The 22,269-nt window shown below is 67.3% G+C and carries 19 protein-coding genes; 13 read left to right on the forward strand and 6 right to left on the reverse strand.

Translation table 11 applies throughout. The features are described 5' to 3' along the window. Nucleotides 1-9: 9 nt before the first annotated feature. The gene (kdpA, locus tag OEJ36_RS22345; protein WP_263403411.1) at nt 10-1,710 is read right to left on the reverse strand and encodes a potassium-transporting ATPase subunit KdpA; all 1,701 of its coding nucleotides are present in this window, start codon (nt 1,708-1,710) and stop codon (nt 10-12) included. Nucleotides 1,711-1,718: 8 nt separating this feature from the next. Then, nucleotides 1,719-1,808, reverse strand: a complete 90-nt coding sequence (locus OEJ36_RS22350) for a K(+)-transporting ATPase subunit F (protein ID WP_021220384.1) — start codon at nt 1,806-1,808, stop codon at nt 1,719-1,721. 524 nt (nt 1,809-2,332) lie between these two features. Between OEJ36_RS22350 and eat the strand changes: the two genes are divergently transcribed. The 5 genes from eat to OEJ36_RS22375 all read left to right on the forward strand — a co-directional run bounded on the left by eat (nt 2,333) and on the right by OEJ36_RS22375 (nt 7,648). Further along, complete coding sequence (eat, locus tag OEJ36_RS22355) at nt 2,333-3,703, forward strand: ethanolamine permease (RefSeq protein ID WP_263403412.1); 1,371 nt, start codon at nt 2,333-2,335, stop codon at nt 3,701-3,703. Between the two features lie 81 nt (nt 3,704-3,784). Beyond that, nucleotides 3,785-5,176 (forward strand): ethanolamine ammonia-lyase subunit EutB, encoded by a 1,392-nt coding sequence (locus tag OEJ36_RS22360; RefSeq protein ID WP_263403413.1) that lies wholly within the window; start codon nt 3,785-3,787, stop codon nt 5,174-5,176. Further along, on the forward strand, nt 5,176-5,931 hold the full coding sequence (eutC, locus tag OEJ36_RS22365; RefSeq protein WP_263403414.1) for an ethanolamine ammonia-lyase subunit EutC: 756 nt from the start codon (nt 5,176-5,178) through the stop codon (nt 5,929-5,931). Before OEJ36_RS22360 ends, eutC begins: the two co-directional genes overlap by 1 nt. 740 nt (nt 5,932-6,671) lie before the next feature. Then, nucleotides 6,672-6,839: a DUF2897 family protein gene (locus tag OEJ36_RS22370; protein WP_021222856.1), complete on the forward strand. Its 168-nt coding sequence runs from the start codon at nt 6,672-6,674 to the stop codon at nt 6,837-6,839. Nucleotides 6,840-6,889: 50 nt separating this feature from the next. Further along, a complete protein-coding gene (locus OEJ36_RS22375) occupies nt 6,890-7,648 on the forward strand; it encodes a CPBP family intramembrane glutamic endopeptidase (protein WP_263403415.1) in 759 nt (252 codons plus the stop codon). Here the strand turns inward: OEJ36_RS22375 and OEJ36_RS22380 are convergent. The 3 genes from OEJ36_RS22380 to OEJ36_RS22390 form a co-directional block, all read right to left on the reverse strand. After that, nucleotides 7,599-8,408 (reverse strand): substrate-binding periplasmic protein, encoded by an 810-nt coding sequence (locus OEJ36_RS22380; RefSeq protein WP_263403416.1) that lies wholly within the window; start codon nt 8,406-8,408, stop codon nt 7,599-7,601. The two genes, OEJ36_RS22375 and OEJ36_RS22380, sit on opposite strands and share 50 nt — an antisense overlap. 86 nt (nt 8,409-8,494) lie before the next feature. Next, nucleotides 8,495-9,289, reverse strand: coding sequence for a transporter substrate-binding domain-containing protein (locus OEJ36_RS22385; RefSeq protein WP_263403417.1), 795 nt, complete (start codon nt 9,287-9,289; stop codon nt 8,495-8,497). A 54-nt stretch (nt 9,290-9,343) separates the two neighbouring features. After that, on the reverse strand, nt 9,344-9,967 hold the full coding sequence (locus tag OEJ36_RS22390) for a TetR/AcrR family transcriptional regulator (protein WP_184489342.1): 624 nt from the start codon (nt 9,965-9,967) through the stop codon (nt 9,344-9,346). A gap of 208 nt (nt 9,968-10,175) precedes the next feature. On the opposite strand from OEJ36_RS22390, the gene OEJ36_RS22395 reads away from it, so the two are divergent. From OEJ36_RS22395 to OEJ36_RS22430, 8 genes are all read left to right on the forward strand, one after another. Continuing rightward, a complete protein-coding gene (locus OEJ36_RS22395) occupies nt 10,176-11,969 on the forward strand; it encodes an acyclic terpene utilization AtuA family protein (protein WP_263403418.1) in 1,794 nt (597 codons plus the stop codon). Nucleotides 11,970-11,976: 7 nt separating this feature from the next. Then, nucleotides 11,977-12,855 (forward strand): SDR family oxidoreductase, encoded by an 879-nt coding sequence (locus OEJ36_RS22400; RefSeq protein ID WP_263403419.1) that lies wholly within the window; start codon nt 11,977-11,979, stop codon nt 12,853-12,855. 3 nt (nt 12,856-12,858) lie between these two features. After that, entirely contained in the window at nt 12,859-14,475 is a 1,617-nt protein-coding gene (gene atuC, locus OEJ36_RS22405; RefSeq protein WP_263403420.1) for a geranyl-CoA carboxylase subunit beta, read from the forward strand. A gap of 61 nt (nt 14,476-14,536) precedes the next feature. Next, nucleotides 14,537-15,697: a citronellyl-CoA dehydrogenase gene (atuD, locus tag OEJ36_RS22410; protein WP_263403421.1), complete on the forward strand. Its 1,161-nt coding sequence runs from the start codon at nt 14,537-14,539 to the stop codon at nt 15,695-15,697. A 66-nt stretch (nt 15,698-15,763) separates the two neighbouring features. Next, nucleotides 15,764-16,561, forward strand: a complete 798-nt coding sequence (gene atuE / locus OEJ36_RS22415) for an isohexenylglutaconyl-CoA hydratase (protein ID WP_263403422.1) — start codon at nt 15,764-15,766, stop codon at nt 16,559-16,561. A gap of 34 nt (nt 16,562-16,595) precedes the next feature. Continuing rightward, nucleotides 16,596-18,584, forward strand: coding sequence for a geranyl-CoA carboxylase subunit apha (gene atuF, locus OEJ36_RS22420; RefSeq protein WP_263403423.1), 1,989 nt, complete (start codon nt 16,596-16,598; stop codon nt 18,582-18,584). A 65-nt stretch (nt 18,585-18,649) separates the two neighbouring features. Next, the gene (locus OEJ36_RS22425) at nt 18,650-19,474 is read left to right on the forward strand and encodes an SDR family oxidoreductase (protein WP_043245881.1); all 825 of its coding nucleotides are present in this window, start codon (nt 18,650-18,652) and stop codon (nt 19,472-19,474) included. Between the two features lie 189 nt (nt 19,475-19,663). Beyond that, nucleotides 19,664-21,490, forward strand: a complete 1,827-nt coding sequence (locus OEJ36_RS22430) for a long-chain-acyl-CoA synthetase (RefSeq protein WP_263403424.1) — start codon at nt 19,664-19,666, stop codon at nt 21,488-21,490. 160 nt (nt 21,491-21,650) lie between these two features. Here OEJ36_RS22430 and OEJ36_RS22435 read toward each other — a convergent pair whose 3' ends face one another. Next, entirely contained in the window at nt 21,651-22,211 is a 561-nt protein-coding gene (locus OEJ36_RS22435; protein WP_263403425.1) for a hypothetical protein, read from the reverse strand. Nucleotides 22,212-22,269: the final 58 nt, after the last annotated feature.

Genomic DNA, 22,269 nt, shown 5'->3' on the forward strand with positions numbered 1-22,269 from the left:
GGTTCTCCCTTAGAGGCCCTGGATCAGCGCGAGGTGTTCGGCGATCGGCCCCAGGGCCAATGCCGGGAGGAAGGTCAGGCCACCGACCAGGAGGATGGTCAGGGTCAGCAGGGTGACGAACAGCGGGCCATGGGTGGGGAAGCTGTTGCCGCCCAGCGGTGCGCGCTTCTTCGCCGCCAGGCTGCCGGCGATGGCCAGCACCGGGAGGATGTAGCCGAAGCGGCCGAGGAGCATGGCCAGGCCGATCATGATGTTGTGGAACGGCGTGTTGGCGCCGAAGCCGGCGAAGGCCGAGCCGTTGTTGGCGGTGCCCGAGGTGTAGGCGTACAGCGCCTGGCTGAAGCCGTGGGCGCCGGGGTTGGTGATGGAGGCCGCCGGGCCCGGCAGGCTCACCGCCAGGGCGCAGAACACCAGCACGCCCACGGGCATCACCAGCAGGGTGGCCACCAGCAGGCGCACCTCGCGGGCCTCGAGCTTCTTGCCGAGGTATTCGGGGGTGCGGCCGATCATCAGGCCGGCGAGGAACACGGCGATCAGCACGAACAGCAGCATGCCGTAGAGGCCCGCGCCGACGCCGCCGAAGATCACCTCGCCGAGCATCATGTTGAACATCGGGATCATCCCGCCGATGGCGCTGAAGCTGTCGTGCATGGCGTTGACCGAGCCGTTGGACGCGGCCGTGGTGGTCACCGCCCAGAGCGCCGAGGCGGCGATGCCGAAGCGGCTTTCCTTGCCCTCCAGGGAGCCGGCCTGCTCGATGGGCAGCGCGGCCAGGGCCGGGTTGGGCTGGTACTCGCTGTACAGGGTCACGCCCAGGCCGATGACGAACAGCACCAGCATGGTGGCCAGCAGCGCGCGGCTCTGGCGCAGGTCCTTGACGTAGTGGCCGAAGGTGAACACCAGGGCGGCGGGGATGAGGATGATCGAGGCCACTTCCAGCAGGTTGCTCCAGGCGCTGGGGTTCTCGAAGGGGTGCGCCGAGTTGACGCCGAAGAAGCCGCCACCGTTGGTGCCGAGCTGCTTGATGGCGATCTGGCTGGCCGCCGGGCCGAGCGGGACGACCTGGTCGCTGCCGGCCAGGGTGTGGGCGCCGACGTAGTCGAGGAAGGTCTGCGGCACGCCCTGCCAGACCAGGAACAGCGCCAGCAGCAGGCACAGCGGCAGCAGCGCGTAGAGGGTGCCGCGGGTCAGGTCGACCCAGAAGTTGCCGAGCTTGTCGGTGCTGCGACGGCTGATGCCACGGGCCAGGGCCACCAGCACGCAGAGGCCGACGGCGGCGCTGACGAAGTTCTGCACGCCGAGGCCGACCATCTGGCTGAAGTAGCTCAGGCTCGCCTCGCCGCTGTACGCCTGCCAGTTGGTGTTGGCGACGAAGCTCACCGCGGTGTTGAAGGCCAGGGTCCACTCCAGGCCCGGCAGCTTCTGCGGGTTGAGCGGCAACACGCCCTGCAGCATGAGGATGGCGAACAGCAGCGCCAGGCCGGCGGCGTTGAACAGCAGCAATGCGACGGCGTAGGTCTTCCAGTCCTGCTCGCTGTGTTCATCGACGCCCGAGAGGCGGTAGCAGAGGCGCTCCACCGGAGCGAAGAGCGGCGTGAGGAAGGTGCGCTCACCCTCCATGGCGCGGTAGATGAAGCGGCCAATGAACGGCGCCGGCACCAGCACCAGCACGAAGAAGGCCAGAATCAGCCCGTAGTCCTGTACGTGCATGACGCCCCCTAGCTGCGTTCGGCGCGCAGCAGCGCGACCAGCAAGTAGATGAAAAGCCCCGTGGCCATTGCCAGGGACAACCCGTCGAGAATGCTCATGACTGTTGCTCCGGTATGCGGACTGCGCCGCTTTGGAGGAATTCTCGGCAGGAGGGGCGTAAAGGGACGAGACGGGGACCGGGGGCGGGGCATAAAGAAAGCGTAAAGAACGCGTTCTCCCTGGTCTCCCTGAGCCTGTCATGTCTGCATTGATGGGTTTCGCGGAGCTCTACCCATCCTACGAATGATGGCGAGTCCGTAGGATGGGTAGAGCGAAGCGAAACCCATGCTGCCCCTAGCCAAAGGATCGCTTCGTACCCCTCCGGCGAATGAATTCGCCCCTACAGGGTTACCGGGTGGCCGCCATATAGCGGTCACACAACCGTCACACTGGCCTAGACCAGTGCACCGAAACGATTGGTTACATCCCTCCTGCGCACCATTGCGAGTCACGAACGGCGGCGATCAGGTGCCGAAGCATCCCGCAAACGACGTCTCGCGGGCCTTTGCGACCTGATGGGGCGAACTGGCATGGCCACTGCAAATACAGCCCGGTCTGCGTTCATTCCATTCTCGGAGGCTTTATGACCCTGCAACTCAAGCCGACCCTCGGCACCCTGCACCTGTGGGGCATCGCGGTGGGCCTGGTGATTTCCGGCGAGTACTTCGGCTGGAGCTACGGCTGGGGCGTGGCGGGGACCCTCGGGTTCCTGGTGACCGCGCTGATCGTCGCGGCCATGTACACCTGCTTCATCTTCAGCTTCACCGAACTGACCACCGCCATCCCCCATGCGGGTGGCCCCTTCGCCTACAGCCGCCGTGCCTTCGGTGAGAAAGGCGGGCTGGTGGCCGGGCTGGCCACCCTGATCGAATTCGTCTTCGCCCCGCCGGCCATCGCCATGGCCATCGGCGCCTACCTCAACGTGCAGTTCCCGGGGCTCGATCCCAAGCACGCGGCGGTGGGGGCGTATTTCGTGTTCATGACCCTGAACATCCTCGGCGTCAGCATCGCCGCCACCTTCGAGCTGGTGGTCACGGTGCTGGCCGTGGCCGAGCTGCTGGTGTTCATGGGCGTGGTGGCGCCGGGCTTCAGCTTCAGCAACTTCGTGCTCAATGGCTGGGCCGGCTCCAACGAGTTCGGTGGCGCGGCCATCTCCGGCATCTTCGCCGCCATCCCCTTCGCCATCTGGTTCTTCCTCGCCATCGAGGGCGCGGCCATGGCGGCCGAGGAAGCCAAGGACCCGAAACGCACCATTCCCAAGGCCTACATCGCCGGCATCCTCACCCTGGTGACCCTGGCCCTCGGGGTGATGGTCTTCGCCGGTGGCGTGGGCGACTGGACCCAGCTGTCGAACATCAACGACCCGCTGCCCCAGGCCATGAAAACCGTGGTCGGCGAGAACTCCGGCTGGCTGCACATGCTGGTGTGGATCGGCCTGTTCGGCCTGGTGGCCAGCTTCCACGGCATCATCCTCGGCTACTCGCGGCAGTTCTTCGCCCTGGCCCGTGCCGGCTACCTGCCCCGTGGCCTGGCCAAGCTGTCGCGCTTCCAGACCCCGCACCGCGCCATCATCGCCGGCGGCGTGGTGGGCATCGCCGCCATCTACAGCGACGGCCTGATCAACCTGCAGGGCATGACCCTGACCGCCGCGATGATCACCATGAGCGTGTTCGGCGCCATCGTCATGTACATCATGAGCATGCTCAGCCTGTTCAAGCTGCGCAAAAGCGAGCCGAACCTGGAGCGCAGCTTCCGCGCGCCGGGTTACCCCATCGTCCCGGGCATCGCCCTGGTGCTGGCGGTGGTGTGCCTGATCGCCATGGCCTGGTTCAACACCACCATCGGCCTGATCTTCCTCGGCTTCATGGCGGTGGGCTTCGTCTGGTTCCAGTTCACCGCCCACCATCGCGCCAGCGCCCCGGCCGATGCGCTGCTGACAGGTGATGCCGCCTGACAAAGGCTCTATGCTCAAGCCACGAGGCCCGGTCCGCCGGGCCTCGTCTTTTCTGCCGCCTGTTCCCTGCCGGAGGCCGTGATGCCTTACCAGACCACCGTTGGCGCCCAGGTCTACCGCTTCGCCGACCTCAAGACCCTGCTGGCCAAGGCCAGCCCCGCCCGCTCGGGCGACTACCTGGCCGGGGTCGCCGCCGCCACCTATGAAGAGCGCATGGCCGCCAAGCTGGCCCTGGCCGAAGTGCCGCTCAAGCGCTTCCTCGACGAGGCGCTGATCCCCTACGAGGAAGACGAGGTCACCCGGCTGATCATCGATCGCCACGACACCGCCGCCTTCGCCCCCATCAGCCACCTGACCGTGGGCGACCTGCGCGACTGGCTGCTGCTGGACAGTACCGACTCCGCCACCCTGGAAGCCGTGCACTGGGGCCTGACCCCGGAGATGGTCGCCGCGGTGAGCAAGCTGATGCGTAACCAGGACCTGATCCTGGTGGCGAAGAAATGCCGTGTGGTCACCCGCTTCCGCAACACCATCGGCCTGCCGGGCCATCTCTCGGTGCGCCTGCAGCCCAACCACCCCACGGACGACGTGCGCGGCATCGCCGCCAGCATGCTCGACGGCCTGCTCTACGGCTCGGGCGATGCGGTGGTGGGCATCAACCCAGCCAGTGACTCGCTGCCCACGCTGATGCGCCTGTGGCAGATGATGGACGAGGTGCGCGAGCACTTCGCCATTCCCATGCAAAGCTGCGTGCTCACCCACGTCACCACGCAGATCCAGGCCATCGAGGCCGGCGCGCCCATCGACCTGGTGTTCCAGTCCATCGCCGGCACCGAGAAGACCAATTCCAGCTTCGGCGTGTCCCTGGCCATCCTCAAGGAAGCCCACGAGGCGGCGCTGTCGCTGGGGCGCGGCAGCCTCGGCGACAACGTCATGTACTTCGAGACCGGCCAGGGCAGCGCCCTCTCCGCCGGAGGCCACCACGGCGTCGACCAGCAGACCTGCGAAGTGCGCGCCTATGCCGTGGCCCGGGAGTTCCGCCCGCTGCTGACCAACACCGTGGTCGGTTTCATCGGCCCGGAATACCTCTACGACGGCAAGCAGATCATCCGCGCCGGGCTGGAGGACCACTTCTGCGCCAAGCTCCTCGGCGTGCCCATGGGCTGCGACGTCTGCTACACCAACCACGCCGAAGCCGACCAGGACGACATGGACACCCTGCTCACCCTGCTGGGCGCGGCGGGCATCACCTTCATCATGGGCATCCCCGGTGCCGACGACATCATGCTCAACTACCAGAGCACCTCCTTCCACGACGCCCTCTACCTGCGCTCCGTGCTGGGCCTGAAGCGCGCGCCGGAGTACGAGGACTGGTTGCTGCGCATGGCCATCACCGAGCCCTCCGGGCGCCTGCGCGAGATCGGCAAGGGCCACGCCCTGCTCAAGGACCTGCCACGACTGGGAGCCGCCTGATGAAACTGGTGCAGCACAACCCCTGGGACGAACTCCGCGCCCACACTTCCGCCCGCATCGCCCTCGGCCGGGTCGGCTCCAGCCTGCCCACCGCCGAAGTGCTGCGCTTCGGCCTGGCCCACGCCCAGGCCCGCGACGCGGTGCACCACCCGCTGGACTTCGCCGCCCTGGACGAACAGCTCAAGGCCGCCGGCTTCCGCACCCTGCAGGTGCGCAGCGACGCCGAGGACCGCCAGGCCTACCTGCTGCGCCCGGACCGCGGCCGCCGCCTGCACGACGACTGCCAGGCCCGCCTGCACGCCGAGGCACCCGCCCCGGAGCTGGCGGTGGTGATCGCCGACGGGCTCTCCTCCATCGCCGTGCAACGCCACGCCCTGCCGCTGCTGGAACTGTTCCGCGAACGCTTCGCCACCGACTGGGCGAACACCCCGGTGGTGCTCGCCGAACAGGGCCGGGTGGCCATCGGCGACGGCATCGGCGAGGCCCTACGGGCGCAGCTGGTGGTGATGCTGATCGGCGAACGCCCAGGGCTCACCTCCCCCGACAGCCTGGGCCTGTACCTCACCTACCAGCCCCGCGTCGGGCGCATGGACAGCGAGCGCAACTGCATCTCCAACGTGCGCCCCGAAGGACTGCCCTACGCCCTGGCGGCGATCAAGCTCGACTACCTGGCCCGCGAGGCGCTGCGCCTGCAGCTGTCCGGGGTGAGCCTGAAGGACGACAGCAACCTGCAGCCGGTGGCGCAGCTGGATTGAGGCGGCCGGCAGGCTCCAACGTTTCGTAGGATGGGTAGCCCGCGCTTCACCCCGGGGAACCGCGTGGTCGATGGCCCCGGACTGAAGTCCGGGCTACGGAACCTTGTAGAGGCGAATTCATTGGTTCTGTCTGCGTTAAGTGTTGCTAGAGGATTTGAGTCCAGCTGATTGCCGAGCTCTGGTGATGTTTCTGGTTTCGCCCCCCCCGGGCAAGTCCCTTTTTTCAATCGCCAAAAAAGGAACCAAAAACGCTTGCCCCATCATCCGGCCCGACTGCGTCGGGTTCCCTCACTCCATCGTTGCTCTGGGGGCCGGCGCGATGGGCCATCCATGGCCTGGCGCGCCTCTCGCGGCATCCATGCCGCTCGTCCCCCTGCGCAACGACTGCGTTCGGCCTCCTGGAGGGGCGTTGGCGGCTGCTCTAACTTTCTTCGCCCAGCGCATCGCCACGTGGTGCGCACAGGCTTTCGTAGGATGGTGTAGAGCGAAGCGAAACCCATGCTGTGGAGGTGGAAGAAATCCATAAATTCCCGGAAAGCACCGTGCTTGAGCGCTTGCATTAAAACCACAACAGCTAACGCCGACAGAGCCAATTCATTCGCCCGCTCTTCGTGGGAGCGAATTCATTCGCGATCGGTCGTGCAGGCAATCATCGGTCGCCACGGGCAAACGCCAAGGGAACGCGGCAACCGCAGCGCGTTCGAATTACAGTAGCGGCCCCACCTCGAAAGGAGATTCCCATGCCCTGGTACGCCTGGCTGATCCTGATCCTTGCCCTCGGCTCCATAGTCGGCGGCCTGATGATGCTGCGCGATACGGCGAAGAAACTGCCCCTGACCGAGGAGCAGCTCAAGCGCATCCATGAACGCAACGCCGAGATGGACGCCAAGGAAGCCAAGGAGCGCTGACACCCGCCCGCCCACGCGGGTAAAGTGCGGCACCGATACAAGGAGGTGCCATGCCGCTCCATCTGCAGATATTGCTGCCCCTGTTCACCCTCGCCCTGGGCCACGGCTTCGGGCAGGTGTCCTATACCGGCCTGGCCTTCGGGCTGGTGTATGCCTTCTGGGTCCTCGCCGCGCCGAAACTTCCCGCGTGCCTGTGGTTCCCCGTCACCCTGCTGGCCAGCATCGCCTTCGCCGCGCACCTGGTGCCCGGCTTCTCGCCCCTCCCCCTGGCCGAACCGCTGCGCCTGAGCCCCGATGCGCCGCCCTATGCCCTGCGCCTGTCCTGGGACAAGACGCTGGTGGGCATGGCGCTGCTGGCCTGGTGGCTGGGTCGCACGACGCACACCATCGCCCCGCGCTGGCGGGCCACGGCCGTGACGGCCGCCGCCACCCTGCTGGCGGTGCCGGCTCTGGCCCTGGGGCTGGACCTGGTGGACTGGATGCCGAAATGGCCGGAGCTGGTGTGGCGCTGGCTGCCGGCGAACCTGCTGGCGGTGGTGCTGGCGGAGGAGCTGGTGTTCCGCGGCCTGTTGCAGGGCGCGCTGGTCTCACGCCTGGGTACCTGGGCCGGGATCACGATCACCGCGCTGCTGTTCGGCGCGGTGCACCTGCCGTTCAGCCCGCTGTTCGCGGCGGTGGCGACGGTGGCCGGCCTCGGCTACGGGCTGGCCTTCCATTTCAGCGGGCGGCTAGGGGTGGCGATGGCGCTGCACCTGGCGGTCAATCTCTGCCATCTAGCATTACTGAGCTATCCAGTGAAGCTGGGGTGACCCGGATCTGGTAGCGCCCGAAGATGCGCTGCAGGTCGCCACTGGCCCGCAGCAGGTCCAGCAGCACCGTGAAGCGTTCGGGGGTAATGGCCGCGCCGGGCCGCAACAGGGCGTAGTGGCGGTAGTTCTGATCGACCTGGGTGGAAACCAGGAACTGGGTCTTCTGCTCGGGGTTCCGCTCCAGGTACATGCCCAGGTAGGAACGGGTCACCAGCGCGATATCCGCCCGCCCGCGCAGCACCATCAGCAGGTTGCTGTCGTGGGAATAGGTCATCAGCGCATTGAATTCGCGCATCAGGTATTCCGGATCGGCATCGAAGCCGGCGAAACCGTAGTGATAGCCGCTGTAGAGCGCCAGGCGCTTGCCGGCCAGGGTGCGAAAGTAGTCCTGGCTGCGGGTCGGCTGGGACTGGGCGACGAACACCTCGGCATCCTCCAGGCCCATGTCGATGCGCGCGCCGGGAATGTCCTGCCAGCCCCAGTCGGGGTTTTCGAACACCGCCATGTCGATGCGGCCGGTCTGGAAGTCGCGGAAGCGCCGGGGAATCGCCGTCGGCAGCATGACGAACTCGTACTCGCCCTGGGCGCGGTTCAACGCGGCCAGCAGCTCCGGCAGCAGGCCGGTGGCGGCCTCGGACTCGGGCTTGATCACGTAGGGGGGAAAGTGCGCCCCGCCAACCCGCACCAATTCTGCGGCAAACGCGCAGTTACAGGCGGCCAGGAGCAAGGCGGCCAACAGTGAACGACTTAAAGAATCCATTAATCCCCGTCTCGCCAATCCGTAGCGAAAACCTGCCTGGCAGGCTATTGCAAAAACCATGATGTCCCCGATTTCGCGCCGCTCGTTCATCGTCGGTCGTTCTTCTTGAACGGAAGCCGGTACTTGGCCAGCAACCGTTGGAACTCCTCGTTTTCCTGAAGCTTCTGCAGCAAACCGGCCAGCTCTTCCCGGGTGATCGGAGCATCCGGGCGCAGCATTGCGTGCAGATGGTATTCCTGATCGACCCGTCGGGAAACCAGCAGGTTGTCGCGCAGGCCCGGCTCCCTGGCCATCAACAGGTCCAGGTAGGAGCGGGTTATCAACGCTATATCGGCACGGTCGTGCAAAACCATTAGCAGATTGCTGTCATGGGAGTAGGTGAGGGTCGCGTTGAAGCTCCGCGAGAGGAACTCGGGGTTGGCGTTGTAGCCGGCAAAACCGTAGTGATAGCCGTTGTAGAGCGCCAGGCGCTTGCTGGTCAGCTGCTCGAAATAGCCCTGCCCGCGCCCGGGGGCGTTGCGGGCCACGTAGACCTCGGCGTCCGAGGTGCGCAGGTCGATGCCGATGTAGCGAACGTCGCGCCAGCCCCAGTCGGGGTCCTCGAACAGCATCAGGTCGAAGCGGCCCTGTTCCAGGTCGCGGTAACGGCGTGCGGCCGAGGTGGGCACGATGCTGAAGTGGAAACGCTGCTGGGCCTGGTTGAACAGCGCCACCAGGTCGGGCACCAGCCCCCTGCTCTCTTCCTCGGGTTTGATCAGGTAGGGCGGGAAGTGATAGCCGCCGACGAGGATTTCACGGGGTCGCGCCGCTGACGCGCTGCTGCATGACAGGCACAGCGCGAGCAGCAGAACACCCGAGAAAACAAGCCGAACGGCAGACATCGACGCCCCGTACAAGAGGAAACCGGCACGAGGGCAAGACTAGCTCAAGGGCCCTCAGACTTCCTTGATCACCAGCGATAGCGCTTCCTCGCAGAGCTGGTCGAGGGTCATCGGCCCTTCGGGGCGGAACCAGGTGGTGGTCCAGGACAGCGCGCCGGTGAGGAAACGCCGCAGGATGAAGGGGTCGGCATTGAAGTAGCCCTGGACCTTGGCCTCGCCGAGCACCTCCAGCCAGAGCAGCTCGTAGGTGTCACGCAGTTCGAGGATGTAGCGCTGGCCCTCCTCCGACAGCGAACGCCATTCGTAGACCAGCACCGCCATGGCCTCGCCGGTGCCGCCCATGATCGACTGCAGCTCGCAGCGGATCAGCGCCAGCACCCGCTCGCGCAGGGTCGTCGCTTCCGCCAGCGAGGCATGCATGAGCGCGGTGTTGTAGAGGATGGTCTCCTCCATCACCGAACGCAGGATCTCGTCCTTGCTCTTGAAGTGATGAAAGATGCTGCCGGACTGGATGCCCACGGCGCTGGCCAGGTCGCGCACCGTGGTGCGCTCGTAGCCCTTGCTGCGGAACAGGTGCGCGGCGGTCTGCAGCAGCTTGCCACGGGCGCTTTCCGGGTCGGTGATCTGGCCGCTGGCCACCAGCTCGCGCATCACCTCTTGGGCTTTTTGATCGTCCAGGCTCATCTGTTCCCACTACCTCGGCTGCACTGCGCCTGCCCATCCAACTTAAGAATGGGCCGCAAGTATTTGTCTTGATTCGTGAAATCTATGCTGCGCCAGACGCCCAAGCAAGCGCTTGGGTGAAAATCGTCGATGCGGCACTTTTCAACCAAGCGCTTGCTTGGTAATGTCCGCAACACATTCCTCGTGTGTTGCGGACAAGACAATGACTAAAACCGTACGCATCGGCTGCGCCTCCGCTTTCTGGGGCGACACCTCCACCGCCGCCGCCCAACTGGTGCATGGCGCACCGCTCGATTACCTGGTGTTCGACTACCTGGCCGAGATCACCATGTCGATCCTCGCCGGGGCACGCATGAAGAAGCCCGACGAGGGCTACGCCACCGACTTCGTCGAGGTGCTGGCGCCCCTGCTGCCGACCCTGGCGGAGAAGAAGATCCGCGTCATCAGCAACGCCGGCGGGGTCAACCCCCAGGCCTGCGCGGCGGCCCTGGCGGCGGCCTGCGAGAAGGCCGGCGTGCAGTTGAAGATCGCCGTGCTCCACGGCGACAACCTGCAACCCCAGCTCTCCGCCCTGGGCAAGGCCGGCATCAGCGAGATGTTCAGCGGCGCGCCGCTGCCGCCCATGTGCGTCTCGGTCAACGCCTACCTGGGGGCGCCGGGCATAGTCGCGGCCCTGGAACAGGACGCCGACATCGTCATCACCGGCCGCGTGGTGGACAGCGCCGTGGTCAGCGCCGCCTTGGTGCATGAGTTCAAGTGGGCCTGGAACGACTACGACAAGCTCGCCCAGGCCGCCCTCGCCGGCCACATCATCGAGTGCGGCGCCCAATGCACCGGCGGCAACTTCACCGACTGGGAACAGGTGCCCGACTACGAGCACATCGGCTTCCCCATCGTCGAAGTCGAGGCCGATGGCCGCTTCATCGTCACCAAGGCCCCCGGCACCGGCGGCCTGGTCAGCCCCTTCACCGTCGGCGAGCAGATGCTCTACGAGATCGGCGACCCGCGCGCCTACCTGTTGCCCGATGTGATCTGCGACTTCACCGGCGTCGAACTGGCCCAGGCCGGCGAGCACCGCGTCAGCGTCGCTGGCGCCCGGGGCCTGGCGCCCACCGACCAGTACAAGGTCAGCGCCACCTACCCCGACGGCTTCCGCTGCACCGCCAGCTGCCTGATCGCCGGCATCGACGCGGTGAAGAAGGCCGAGCGCGTGAGCCGCGCGATCATCGCCAAGACCGAGGAAATCTTCGCCGCCCGTGGCTGGGGCCCCTACCGCGAGGTGAACATCGAACTGCTGGGCAGCGAGGCCACCTACGGGCCCCATGGCCAGCGCAAGGACAACCGCGAGATCGTGGTCAAGCTGGGCGTGCGCCATGCCAAGAAGGAAGCCCTGATCCTGTTCTCCCGCGAGATCGCCCAGGCCGCCACCGGCATGGCCCCGGGCCTGACCGGCATCGTCGGCGGCCGGCCCACGGTGTACCCGGTGATCCGCCTGTTCTCCTTCCTGGTGGATAAATCGGCCTGCGCCCTGGAAGTCGCCCTCGGCGAGGCACGCCAGGGTGTCGAGCTGCCGTCGCTGCAAGCCTTCGACGCCGCCGCGCTGGCCGAGGCCGCCATCCCGCCCGCGCCCCAGGGCCAGGCGGATGCCAGCGTGCCGCTGGTGAAGCTGGCGGTGGCCCGCTCCGGCGACAAGGGCAACCACAGCAACATCGGCGTCATGGCACGCCAGCCCGACTACCTGCCCTGGATCGCCGAAGCGCTGACCCGCGAAGCGGTGGTGGACTGGATGAGCCATGTGCTCGACCCGCAAACCGGCCAGGTGCAGCGCTGGTACCTGCCCGGCACCCACAGCCTCAACTTCCTCCTGGAGAACGCCCTGGGCGGCGGCGGCGTCGCCAGCCTGCGCATCGACCCGCAAGGCAAGGCCTTCGCCCAGCAACTTCTCGAATTCCCCGTGCCGGTGCCCCGCGCCCTGGCCGACAGCCTGAAAGGATAAGAACACGATGGCCTACGACTCCGTATTCAAGCCCGGCCTGTTCAGCGGCCAGACCATCCTCGTCACCGGTGGCGGCAGCGGCATCGGCCGTTGCACCGCCCACGAGCTGGCAGCCCTCGGCGCCCACGTGGTGCTGGTCGGGCGCAAGCAGGAAAAGCTGGAGAAGACCGCCGGCGAGATCGCCGAAGACGGCGGCAGCGCCAGCTGGCAGGTCTGCGACATCCGCGACGAGGAATCGGTCAAGGCCATGGTCGCCACGGTGCTCGCCGAGCACGGCAGCATCCACCACCTGGTCAACAACGCCGGTGGCCAGTACCCCGCCCCGCTCGCCTCGATCAACCAGAAGGGCTTCGAGACCGTGGTGCGCACCAACCTGGTGGGCGGCTTCCTGGTGGCCCGCGAAGTGTTCAACCAGGCCATGAGCAAGAGCGGTGGCAGCATCGTCAACATGCTCGCCGACATGTGGGGCGGCATGCCCGGCATGGGCCACTCCGGCGCCGCCCGCGCCGGCATGGAGAACTTCACCAAGACCGCCGCCATCGAGTGGGGCCACGCCGGGGTAAGGGTCAACGCCGTGGCGCCGGGCTGGATCGCCTCCAGCGGCATGGACACCTACGAGGGCGCCTTCAAGGCGGTGATCCCCACCCTGCGCGAACACGTCCCGCTCAAGCGCATCGGCACCGAGTCGGAAGTCGCCGCCGCCATCGTCTTCCTGCTCTCCCCCGGCTCGGCCTTCATCAGCGGCAACACCATCCGCATCGACGGCGCCGCCAGCCAGGGCAGCCGCGCCTTCCCGCTGTTCAAGGCCAAGCCCGGCCTGAGCAAGTCGTACAACGGCTTCCACCGGGCCTACCTGCCCGATGTGCTGAAGGACCAGGAGGAGTAAGCGATGCCGGTGATCCACTCCGAACTCGACGTGCACGGCGAAGACTTCGCCCGCAACCGCGACGCCATGCTCGCCGCCGTCGCCAGCTTCCGCGAGATCGAGCAGAAGGTGCTCGACAAGGCGGCCGAAGCCAAACCCAAGTTCGACAAGCGCGGCCAACTGCTGCCCCGTGAACGCCTCAACCTGCTGCTCGACGCCGGCGCGCCCTTCCTCGAGCTGTCGTCCCTGGCCGGCTACAAGCTGCACGACGACAAGGACGGCACCCAGGCCGGCGGCGGCATCATCTCCGGCATCGGCTACATCGCCGGCGTGCGCTGCCTGGTCACCGCCAGCAACAGCGCGATCAAGGGCGGCACCATCTCCCCCACCGGCCTGAAGAAGACCCTGCGCCTGCAGCAGGTGGCCTTCGAGAACAAGCTGCCGGTGGTGGCGCTGACCGAAAGCGGCGGCGCCAACCTCAACTACGCCGCCGACATCTTCGTCGAAGGCGCGCGCGGCTTCGCCAACCAGGCGCGCATGTCGGCCATGGGCCTGCCGCAGATCACCGTGGTGCACGGCTCCAGCACCGCCGGCGGGGCCTACCAGCCCGGGCTGTCGGACTATGTGGTGGTGGTGCGCGGCAAGGCCAAGATGTTCCTCGCCGGCCCGCCGCTGCTCAAGGCCGCCACCGGCGAGGTGGCGACGGACGAGGAACTGGGCGGCGCCGAAATGCACGCCCAGGTCGCCGGCACCGCCGAATACCTGGCCGAGAACGACGCCGACGGCGTGCGCATCGCCCGCGAGATCCTCGCCATGCTGCCATGGAACGCCCAGTTGCCGGCACGCCCAGCCAAGACCTGGCGCGAGCCGCTGTACCCGACCCACGAGCTGCTGGGCATCGTCCCGGCGGACGCCAAGAAGCCCTACGACGTGCGCGAGATCATCGCGCGCCTGGCCGACGGCTCGGAGTTCCTCGACTTCAAGAACGAGTTCGACAGCCAGACCGTCTGCGGCCACCTGCAGATCGAAGGCCAGCGTTGCGGCCTGATCGGCAACAACGGCCCGATCACCCCGCGCGGCGCGGCCAAGGCGGCGCAGTTCATCCAGCTGTGCGACCAGAGCAACACGCCGATCCTGTTCTTCCACAACACCACCGGCTTCATGGTGGGCACCGAGTCGGAACAGCTCGGCGTGATCAAGCACGGCTCGAAGATGATCCAGGCAGTGGCCAACGCCCGCGTGCCCAAGCTCACCATCGTCGTCGGCGGCTCCTACGGCGCCGGCAACTACGCCATGTGCGGCCGCGGCCTGGACCCGCGCTTCATCTTCGCCTGGCCCAACAGCCGCACCGCGGTAATGGGCGGCGCCCAGGCCGGCAAGGTGCTGCGCATCGTCACCGAGGAAAAGCACGCCAAGGAGGGCAAGGAAGCCGACCCGAAGATGCTCGACATGCTCGAACAGGTCACCGCGCAGAAGCTCGACAGCCAGTCCACCGCGCTGTACGGCACCGCCAGCCTGTGGGACGACGGCCTCATCGACCCGCGCGACACCCGCAAGCTGCTCGGCTACCTGCTGGACATCTGCGCCGAGGCCGAGGCGCGCTCCCTGAAATCCAACACCTTTGGCGTGGCCCGCTTCTAAGCGCCGCTCCCGAACCCGATCGACGGTGCGCCGGGCGCACCCCACCAGGAGAACAACAACAATGATCTTCACCCAGGAACACGAAGAACTCCGCCGCACCGTACGCAATTTCGTCGACAGGGAGATCAACCCCCATGTCGAGCAGTGGGAGCGCGAAGGCCGCTTCCCCATCCATGACATCTTCAAGAAGGCCGGCGACCTGGGCCTGCTGGGCATCTCCAAGCCGGAGAAATTCGGCGGCATGGGCCTGGACTACAGCTACTCCATCGTCGCCGCCGAAGAGTTCGGCACCATCCTCTGCGGTGGCATCCCCATGTCCATCGGCGTGCAGACCGACATGTGCACCCCGGCCCTGGCCCGCTTCGGCTCCGATGACCTGCGCAACGAATTCCTCCGCCCCGCCATCAGCGGCGACATGGTCGGCTGCATCGGCGTCTCCGAGGTCGGCGCCGGCTCCGACGTCGCCGGGCTCAAGACCACCGCCCGCAAGGACGGCGACGACTACGTGATCAACGGCAGCAAGATGTGGATCACCAACTCGCCCTCGGCCGACTTCATCTGCCTGCTGGCCAACACCTCGGACGACAAGCCCCACGTCAACAAATCGCTGATCGTGGTACCGATGAAGACCCCGGGCATCAGCGTCAGCCCGCACCTGGACAAGCTCGGCATGCGCAGCTCGGAGACCGCCCAGGTGTTCTTCGACAACGTGCGCGTGCCCCAGCGCTACCGCATCGGCCACGAAGGCGCCGGCTTCATGATGCAGATGCTGCAGTTCCAGGAAGAACGCCTGTTCGGCGCGGCCAACATGATCAAGGGCCTGGAGCACTGCGTCGACGCCACGATCGAGTACTGCAAGGAGCGCAAGACCTTCGGCACCCCGCTGATCGACAACCAGGTCATCCACTTCCGCATGGCCGAGCTGAGCACCGAGATCGAAGCCCTGCGTGCCCTGGTCTACCAGGCCACCGAGCTCTACGTCAGCGGCAAGGACGTGACCAAGCTGGCCTCCATGGCCAAGCTCAAGGCCGGCCGCCTGGGCCGCGAAGTCAGCGACGCCTGCCTGCAGTACTGGGGCGGCATGGGCTTCATGTGGGACAACCCGGTCTCCCGCGCCTACCGCGACGTGCGCCTGGTGAGCATCGGCGGCGGCGCCGACGAGATCATGCTCGGCATCATCTGCAAGCTGATGGGCATCCTGCCCGGCAAAAAGAAAGGCTGATAGCGGACCGTCCGCTGGGCGCACCCGCGCCCAGCGCCCTGACCCAAGCATGATGAGGAAGCCGGCATGAGCGACCTGCCGAACTGCGAAACCCTGCTGCTGGAGCCCGCCGCCGGCGTGCTGCACATCACCCTCAACCGCCCGGACAGCCGCAACGCCATGAGCCTGGCCATGGTCGGCGAGCTGCGCGCGGTGCTGGCCGCCGTGCGCGATGACCGCAGCGTGCGCGCCCTGGTGCTGCGCGGTGCCGACGGGCACTTCTGCGCCGGCGGCGACATCAAGGACATGGCCTCGGCGCGTGCCGCCGGGGCCGATGCCTACCGCGAACTGAACCGTGCCTTCGGCAGCCTGCTGGAAGAAGCCCAGGCGACGCCCCAGGTGGTGGTCGCAGTGCTGGAAGGCGCGGTGCTGGGCGGCGGCTTCGGCCTGGCGTGCATCTCCGATATCGCCATCGCCCACCAGGGCGCGCAGTTCGGCCTGCCGGAAACCGGCCTGGGCATCCTGCCGGCGCAGATCGCCCCCTTCGTGGTGAAACGCATCGGCCTGACCCAGGCCCGCCGCCTGGCCCTCACCGCCGCACGCTTCGACGGTGCCGAGGCCCTGCGCCTGGGCCTGGTGCACTTCGCCGAGGCCGACGACGCGGCCGTGGACGCGCGCCTGGCCGCCACCCTGGAACAGGTGCGTCGCTGCGCCCCCGGCGCCAACGCCCGCACCAAGGCCTTGCTGCTGGCCACCGGCGAGCGCGAGCTGGGTGCCCTGCTGGACGATGCCGCCGGCTGGTTCGCCGAGGCGGTGACCGGCGCGGAAGGCGCCGAGGGCACCATGGCCTTCGTGCAGAAACGCAAACCCAACTGGGCGCAATGAGCGCACATCCCGAGTACGGCAGGAGCAGCCAACGATGCCCAGCTTCAACAAGATCCTGATCGCCAACCGCGGTGAAATCGCCTGCCGGGTGATGCGCACCGCGCAGCAACTCGGCTACCGCACCGTCGCGGTCTACAGCGAGGCCGACAGCGAGGCGCGCCACGTGCAACTGGCCGACGAGGCCGTGTGCATCGGCCCGGCCCAGGTCGCCCAGTCCTACCTCAGCATCGAGGCGATCATCGCCGCGGCACGGCGCACCGGTGCCGACGCGGTGCACCCCGGCTACGGCTTCCTCTCCGAGAACGCCGAGTTCGCAAGGGCCTGCGAGGCCGCCGGCATCGTCTTCATCGGCCCCACGGTGGAGGCCATTCACCTGATGGGCAGCAAGCGCCTGTCGAAGATCGCCATGCTCGACGCCCAGGTACCCTGCATCCCCGGCTACGAGGGCGCCGAGCAGGACGACGCGACCCTGGCCCGCGAGGCCGAGCGCATCGGCTACCCGCTGATGATCAAGGCCAGCGCCGGTGGTGGCGGCCGTGGCATGCGCCTGGTGCACGAAGCCACCGAGCTGGCCGCGCAGATCCGCACCGCGCGCTCCGAAGCGCAGAACGCCTTCGGCTCCGGCGAGCTGATTCTCGAACGTGCGGTGATCCGCCCGCGCCATGTGGAGATCCAGGTCTTCGGCGACCAGCACGGCAACATCGTCTACCTCGGCGAGCGTGACTGCTCGGTGCAGCGCCGCCACCAGAAGGTGGTGGAGGAAGCGCCCTGCCCGGTGATGACCCCGGAGCTGCGCCGCGCCATGGGCGAGGCCGCGGTGAAGGCCGCGCGCACGGTGAACTACGTCGGTGCCGGCACCGTGGAATTCCTCCTCGATGCCAGCGGCGACTTCTACTTCCTGGAGATGAACACCCGCCTGCAGGTGGAACACCCGGTGACCGAGCTGATCACCGGGCAGGACCTGGTGGCCTGGCAGATCCGCGTGGCCGAGGGGCAGCCGCTGCCGCTGGCGCAGGACGAGATCCGCCTCGACGGGCACGCCATGGAGGTGCGCCTGTACGCCGAGGACCCGGCCAGCAACTTCCTTCCGCAAACCGGCGAGGTGCTGCGCTGGGAGCCGTCCGAGCTGCCCGGCATCCGCATCGACCACGGCCTGGTGGAAGGCCAGCCGGTAACGCCCTTCTACGACCCGATGCTGGCCAAGGTCATCGCCTGGGGCGCCACCCGCGACGAGGCCCGGCGCAAGCTGGTGCGCGCCGTGGAGGATTGCGTGCTGCTGGGCGTCAACGGCAACCAGCGTTTTCTCGCCAACCTGCTGGCGCACCCCGAGTTCGCCGCCGGCCATGCCACCACCGCCTTCATCGGCGAACACTTCAGCGACGACCCGAGCCTGCGCGCCCATGCGCCCAGCGCCACGGAGCTAGCCACCGCGGCCGCCCTGCTCTACCAGGCCTCGGCCGAATCCCGTGCCCACCAGGCCGGCCTCGCCGGCTGGCGCAGCGCCGGCAGCGCGCCCTGGCGCTTCGTGCTGCGCCACGGTGAGCAGAAGCTGGCGGTGGAACTGAGCGTGCTGGAAGCCGGTGTGCGCCCGCGCCTGCAGGCACGCGTCGGTGACAGCGAGGTGGCCATCGCCCTGCTGCGTGCCGATGGCGGCTGGGCCACCCTGGAGGTGGACGGCGTGCGCCGCCGCGTGGCCTACCATCACTCCGCCGGGCGCCTGTGGCTCTATGGCGAGCACGGCAACCTGGAACTGCTCGACGTCACCCACGAACCCGCCGGCGGCCTGAACGCCGCCAGCTCGGGCACGGTAAAGGCCCCCATGGACGGCGCCATCGTCGACGTGCTGGTGGGCGAAGGCGAACGCGTCGCCAAGGGCCAGCTGCTGGTGGTGCTGGAAGCGATGAAGATGGAACACCCACTCAAGGCCGGCATCGACGGCGTGATCCGCCGGGTGCAGGTCACCGCTGGCGACCAGGTGAAGAATCGCCAGGTGTTGGTGGAGGTTGAAGAGGAAGCGCTGTAGGGGCGAATTCATTCGCCAAGGGCCGCAACGCGGCCCCAGTGACAACAACAATCAGGAGCACTGCAATGAGCCTATCTGCCAAAACCCTGTTCATCACCGGCGCCAGCCGGGGCATCGGCCGTGAGATCGCACTGCGCGCGGCGGCCGATGGCGCCAATATCGTCATCGCGGCGAAGAGTGCCGAGCCCCATGCCAAGCTGCCGGGCACCATCTTCAGCGTTGCCGAGGAAGTCGAGGCCGCCGGTGGCAAGGCCCTCGCCCTGCAGCTGGACGTGCGCAACGAGGCGGCCGTGCGGGACGCCATGGCCCAGGCCGCCGAGCACTTCGGTGGCATCGATGCGCTGGTGAACAACGCCGGGGCGATCAAGCTGGTGGGGGTCGAGCACCTGGAGCCCAAGCGCTTCGACCTGCTGTACCAGATCAACACCCGCGCGGTGATGGTTTGCAGCCAGGCCGCCCTGCCCTTCCTGAAGAAGAGCGCGGCGGGGCACATCCTCAACCTGTCGCCGCCGCTCAACCTGGCGCCCAAATGGTTCGCCCAGCACGGCCCCTACACCGTCACCAAGTACGGCATGAGCATGCTCACCCTGGGCATGAGCGAGGAGTTCAAGAAGTACGGCATCAGCGTCAACTCGCTGTGGCCGCAGACCATGATCGCCACCGCCGCCATCGAGTTCGAGCTGGGCAGCCGCGACGCCTTCAAGCGCTCGCGCACCCCGGCGATCATGGCCGACGCCGCCTACGCCATCCTCTCCAGCACCGGCCGCAGCATCACCGGCCGCCTGCTGATCGACGAGGAAATCCTCCGCGAGCAGGGCCAGACCGAGTTCGAGCACTACCGCTTCGACCCCGAGGGCGGCAGCCTGGTACCGGACCTGTTCCTCGACTGATCGCCCCTCCCGGGCTGAAGCCCGGGCTACGCCCGTACCCTCGCAGTGTTTCCGCGCCGGTACGGGCGCCCTCTATTTGCCCATCTGCCTGCCCTTCCCCGCGCCACGGTCATACCGTTTTGCCCGAACGGCTTCTACAGTCGTGAAAGCGCCATTGCCTGCCCACAACAACGACAAAGTGCGAGAGCCATGACCCAGGCCGATCTGATTTCCCCGTTCCGCTTTCTCGCCCGCCTGCCGGGCAACCTGCCACGTGTACCGCGCATGCTGCTGGGCCTGTACTACACCGGCATCCGCAACCGTGAGAAAACGCTGTCCCTGGGCTGGGCGCTGGAACGCGCCGCGCAGAAATTCCCCCAGCGCCCGGCGGTGATCGACGAGACCCGCCGCCTGACCTACACCGAGTTCAACGCCTGGGCCAACCGCCTGGCCCACGCGCTCAAGTCCGAGGGCGTGGCCCACGGCAAGGTGGTGGCGGTGATGCTGGAGAACCGCATCGAAGTGCTGGCGGTGCTGGCGGCCCTGGCCAAGCTCGGCGCCATCGCCGCGCTGGTCAACACCACCCAGCGCGGCAAGGTGCTGGCCCACAGCCTGACCCTGGTCAAGGCCAGCCACTACGTGGTGGGCGAGGAGCTGCGGGATGCCTTCGAGGAAGTCGAGGAGGAGCTGGGCAACAGCGCCGGGCACCGCTACTGGATAGCCGACGCCGATACCCGCCGCGACCCGGGTCAGGCCCCACGGGGCTGGGCCAACCTGATGCGCCTGGCCGGCGAGCACAGCGCCGACAACCCGGCGGAAACCGCCAAGGTGCGCCTCAAGGACCCGTGCTTCTACATCTACACCTCGGGCACCACGGGGCTGCCCAAGGCGTCGATCCTCAGCCACGGCAAGTGGATCAAGGCCTATGGGGGCTTCGGCCACTCCGGCCTGGGGCTGAAGGACACCGACGTCTTCTACCTGACCCTGCCCTGCTACCACAACAACGCGGTCACCGTGAGCTGGGCCTCGGTGCTGGCCGGCGGCGCCGCCATCGCCCTGCGCCGCAAGTTCTCCGCCAGCAGCTTCTGGAAGGACGTGGCCCAGTACCAGGCCACCTGCTTCGGCTACATCGGCGAACTGTGCCGCTACCTGCTGAACCAGGCTCCGAGCGAGGAAGAACGCAACAACAGCCTTACCTGCATGATCGGCAACGGCCTGCGCCCGGCCATCTGGGCCGAATTCAAGGAGCGCTTCGGCATCGAGCGCATCACCGAGTTCTATGCCTCCAGCGAGGGCAACATCGGCTTCACCAACGTGTTCAACTTCGACAACACCGTGGGCTTCTCGCCGGCCACCTACGCCATCGTGCGCTACGACCTGGAAAGCGACCGCCCGGTACGTGACCACAAGGGCTACCTGGAGAAGGTCGCCACCGGCGAGCCGGGCCTGCTGATCAGCGAGATCAGCCCCAAGTGGCCGTTCGACGGCTACACCGACCCGGCCAAGAGCGAGTCGGTGATCCTGCGGGACGTGTTCAAGAAGGGCGATGCCTGGTTCAACACCGGCGACCTGATGCGCGACATCGGCTGCAAGCACGCGCAGTTCGTCGACCGCCTCGGCGACACTTTCCGCTGGAAGGGCGAGAACGTCTCCACCACCGAGGTGGAAAGCGTGCTGGGCGCCTTCGGCGGCGTGGAGGATGCGGTGGTCTATGGGGTGGAGATTCCCGGCACCAACGGTCGCTGCGGCATGGCTGCGCTGCGCCTGGGCAGCGGTGCCGAGCTGGACGCCCGGGCGGTGGCCGAGCATCTGGACCGCGAGCTGCCGCCTTATGCGGCCCCGCTGTTCATCCGCCTGCTGGCGGAGATCGAGACCACCGGCACCTTCAAGTACAAGAAGACCGACCTGAAGAAGAGCGGCTTCGACCCGGGCCAGATCAGCGAGCCGCTGTTCGTGCGCCTGCCCGGCGAAACCGCCTTCCGCCCGCTGGACAACTTGCTGCACCAGGCGATCCAGAGCGGGGAATACCGCTTCTGATCCGCCCTTTGCCGCGGGTTCGCTGGCCAGGGCTGGCAACGCGGAGTTGGGCCGGATGTAGGGTGGATGACGCTCTTTTCATCCACCTAAGGTGCCGCCGGAAAGCACCAAAGGTGGACCGATAAAGCGGGGTCCACCCGCGACTAGCGCCGTTGCGCCGTTACTGCTTGAACTCGAACTGCAGTTCCGCCCCTTCCACCGAGCGCCAGTAGTCGTCTTCCTTCTCGTTGGTGAGCAGCTTGCCGTTGAGCTGGAAGGGGCCTTCGGTGGGCGCCTTCTCGGTGAACATCGGCGGCAGCAAGGGCTCTTCGGCCTTGCGCTCTTCCACGATCTCGGGCTCCAGCTTGTCCACCAGGTGCTTGGGCAGGCGCAGGTCGAGCTTGGCCTTGGGCAGTTCGGTCTTTTCCGGCTTGCGTGCATTGCCGGCGGGGCTGGTGGCCGGCTGGGCCGCCTTGGCGACAGGCTTGGCGTCCGCCTTCGGTTTGGCTGCGGGCTTCTGTTCGGGCTTGGCGGTGGGCTTGGGCGTTTCGCTCGCCACCTTGGGGGCCTCGCTGGCCGGCTTGGCCGCTGGTGCCTCCTTGGCCGGGGCGGCAGGCGCCGGCTTCTCGGCCTGGGTCACCGGTGGCGGGCTGGCGGGGGGCTTCTGCGAGGGCGGCGCTTCCTGCTCACAGCCGGCGAGCAGGCCGAGGAACAGCAATAAAGCGAATGGGAAACGGGTCATGGGCAGTGTGCAAGGCAAGGCATGAAGGGCCATGCTCGCCCCTCACACCCGCCCTGGC

It is taken from the genome of Pseudomonas sp. PDM13 (assembly GCF_025685765.1).
Taxonomy (GTDB): Bacteria; Pseudomonadota; Gammaproteobacteria; order Pseudomonadales; family Pseudomonadaceae; genus Metapseudomonas; species Metapseudomonas solani.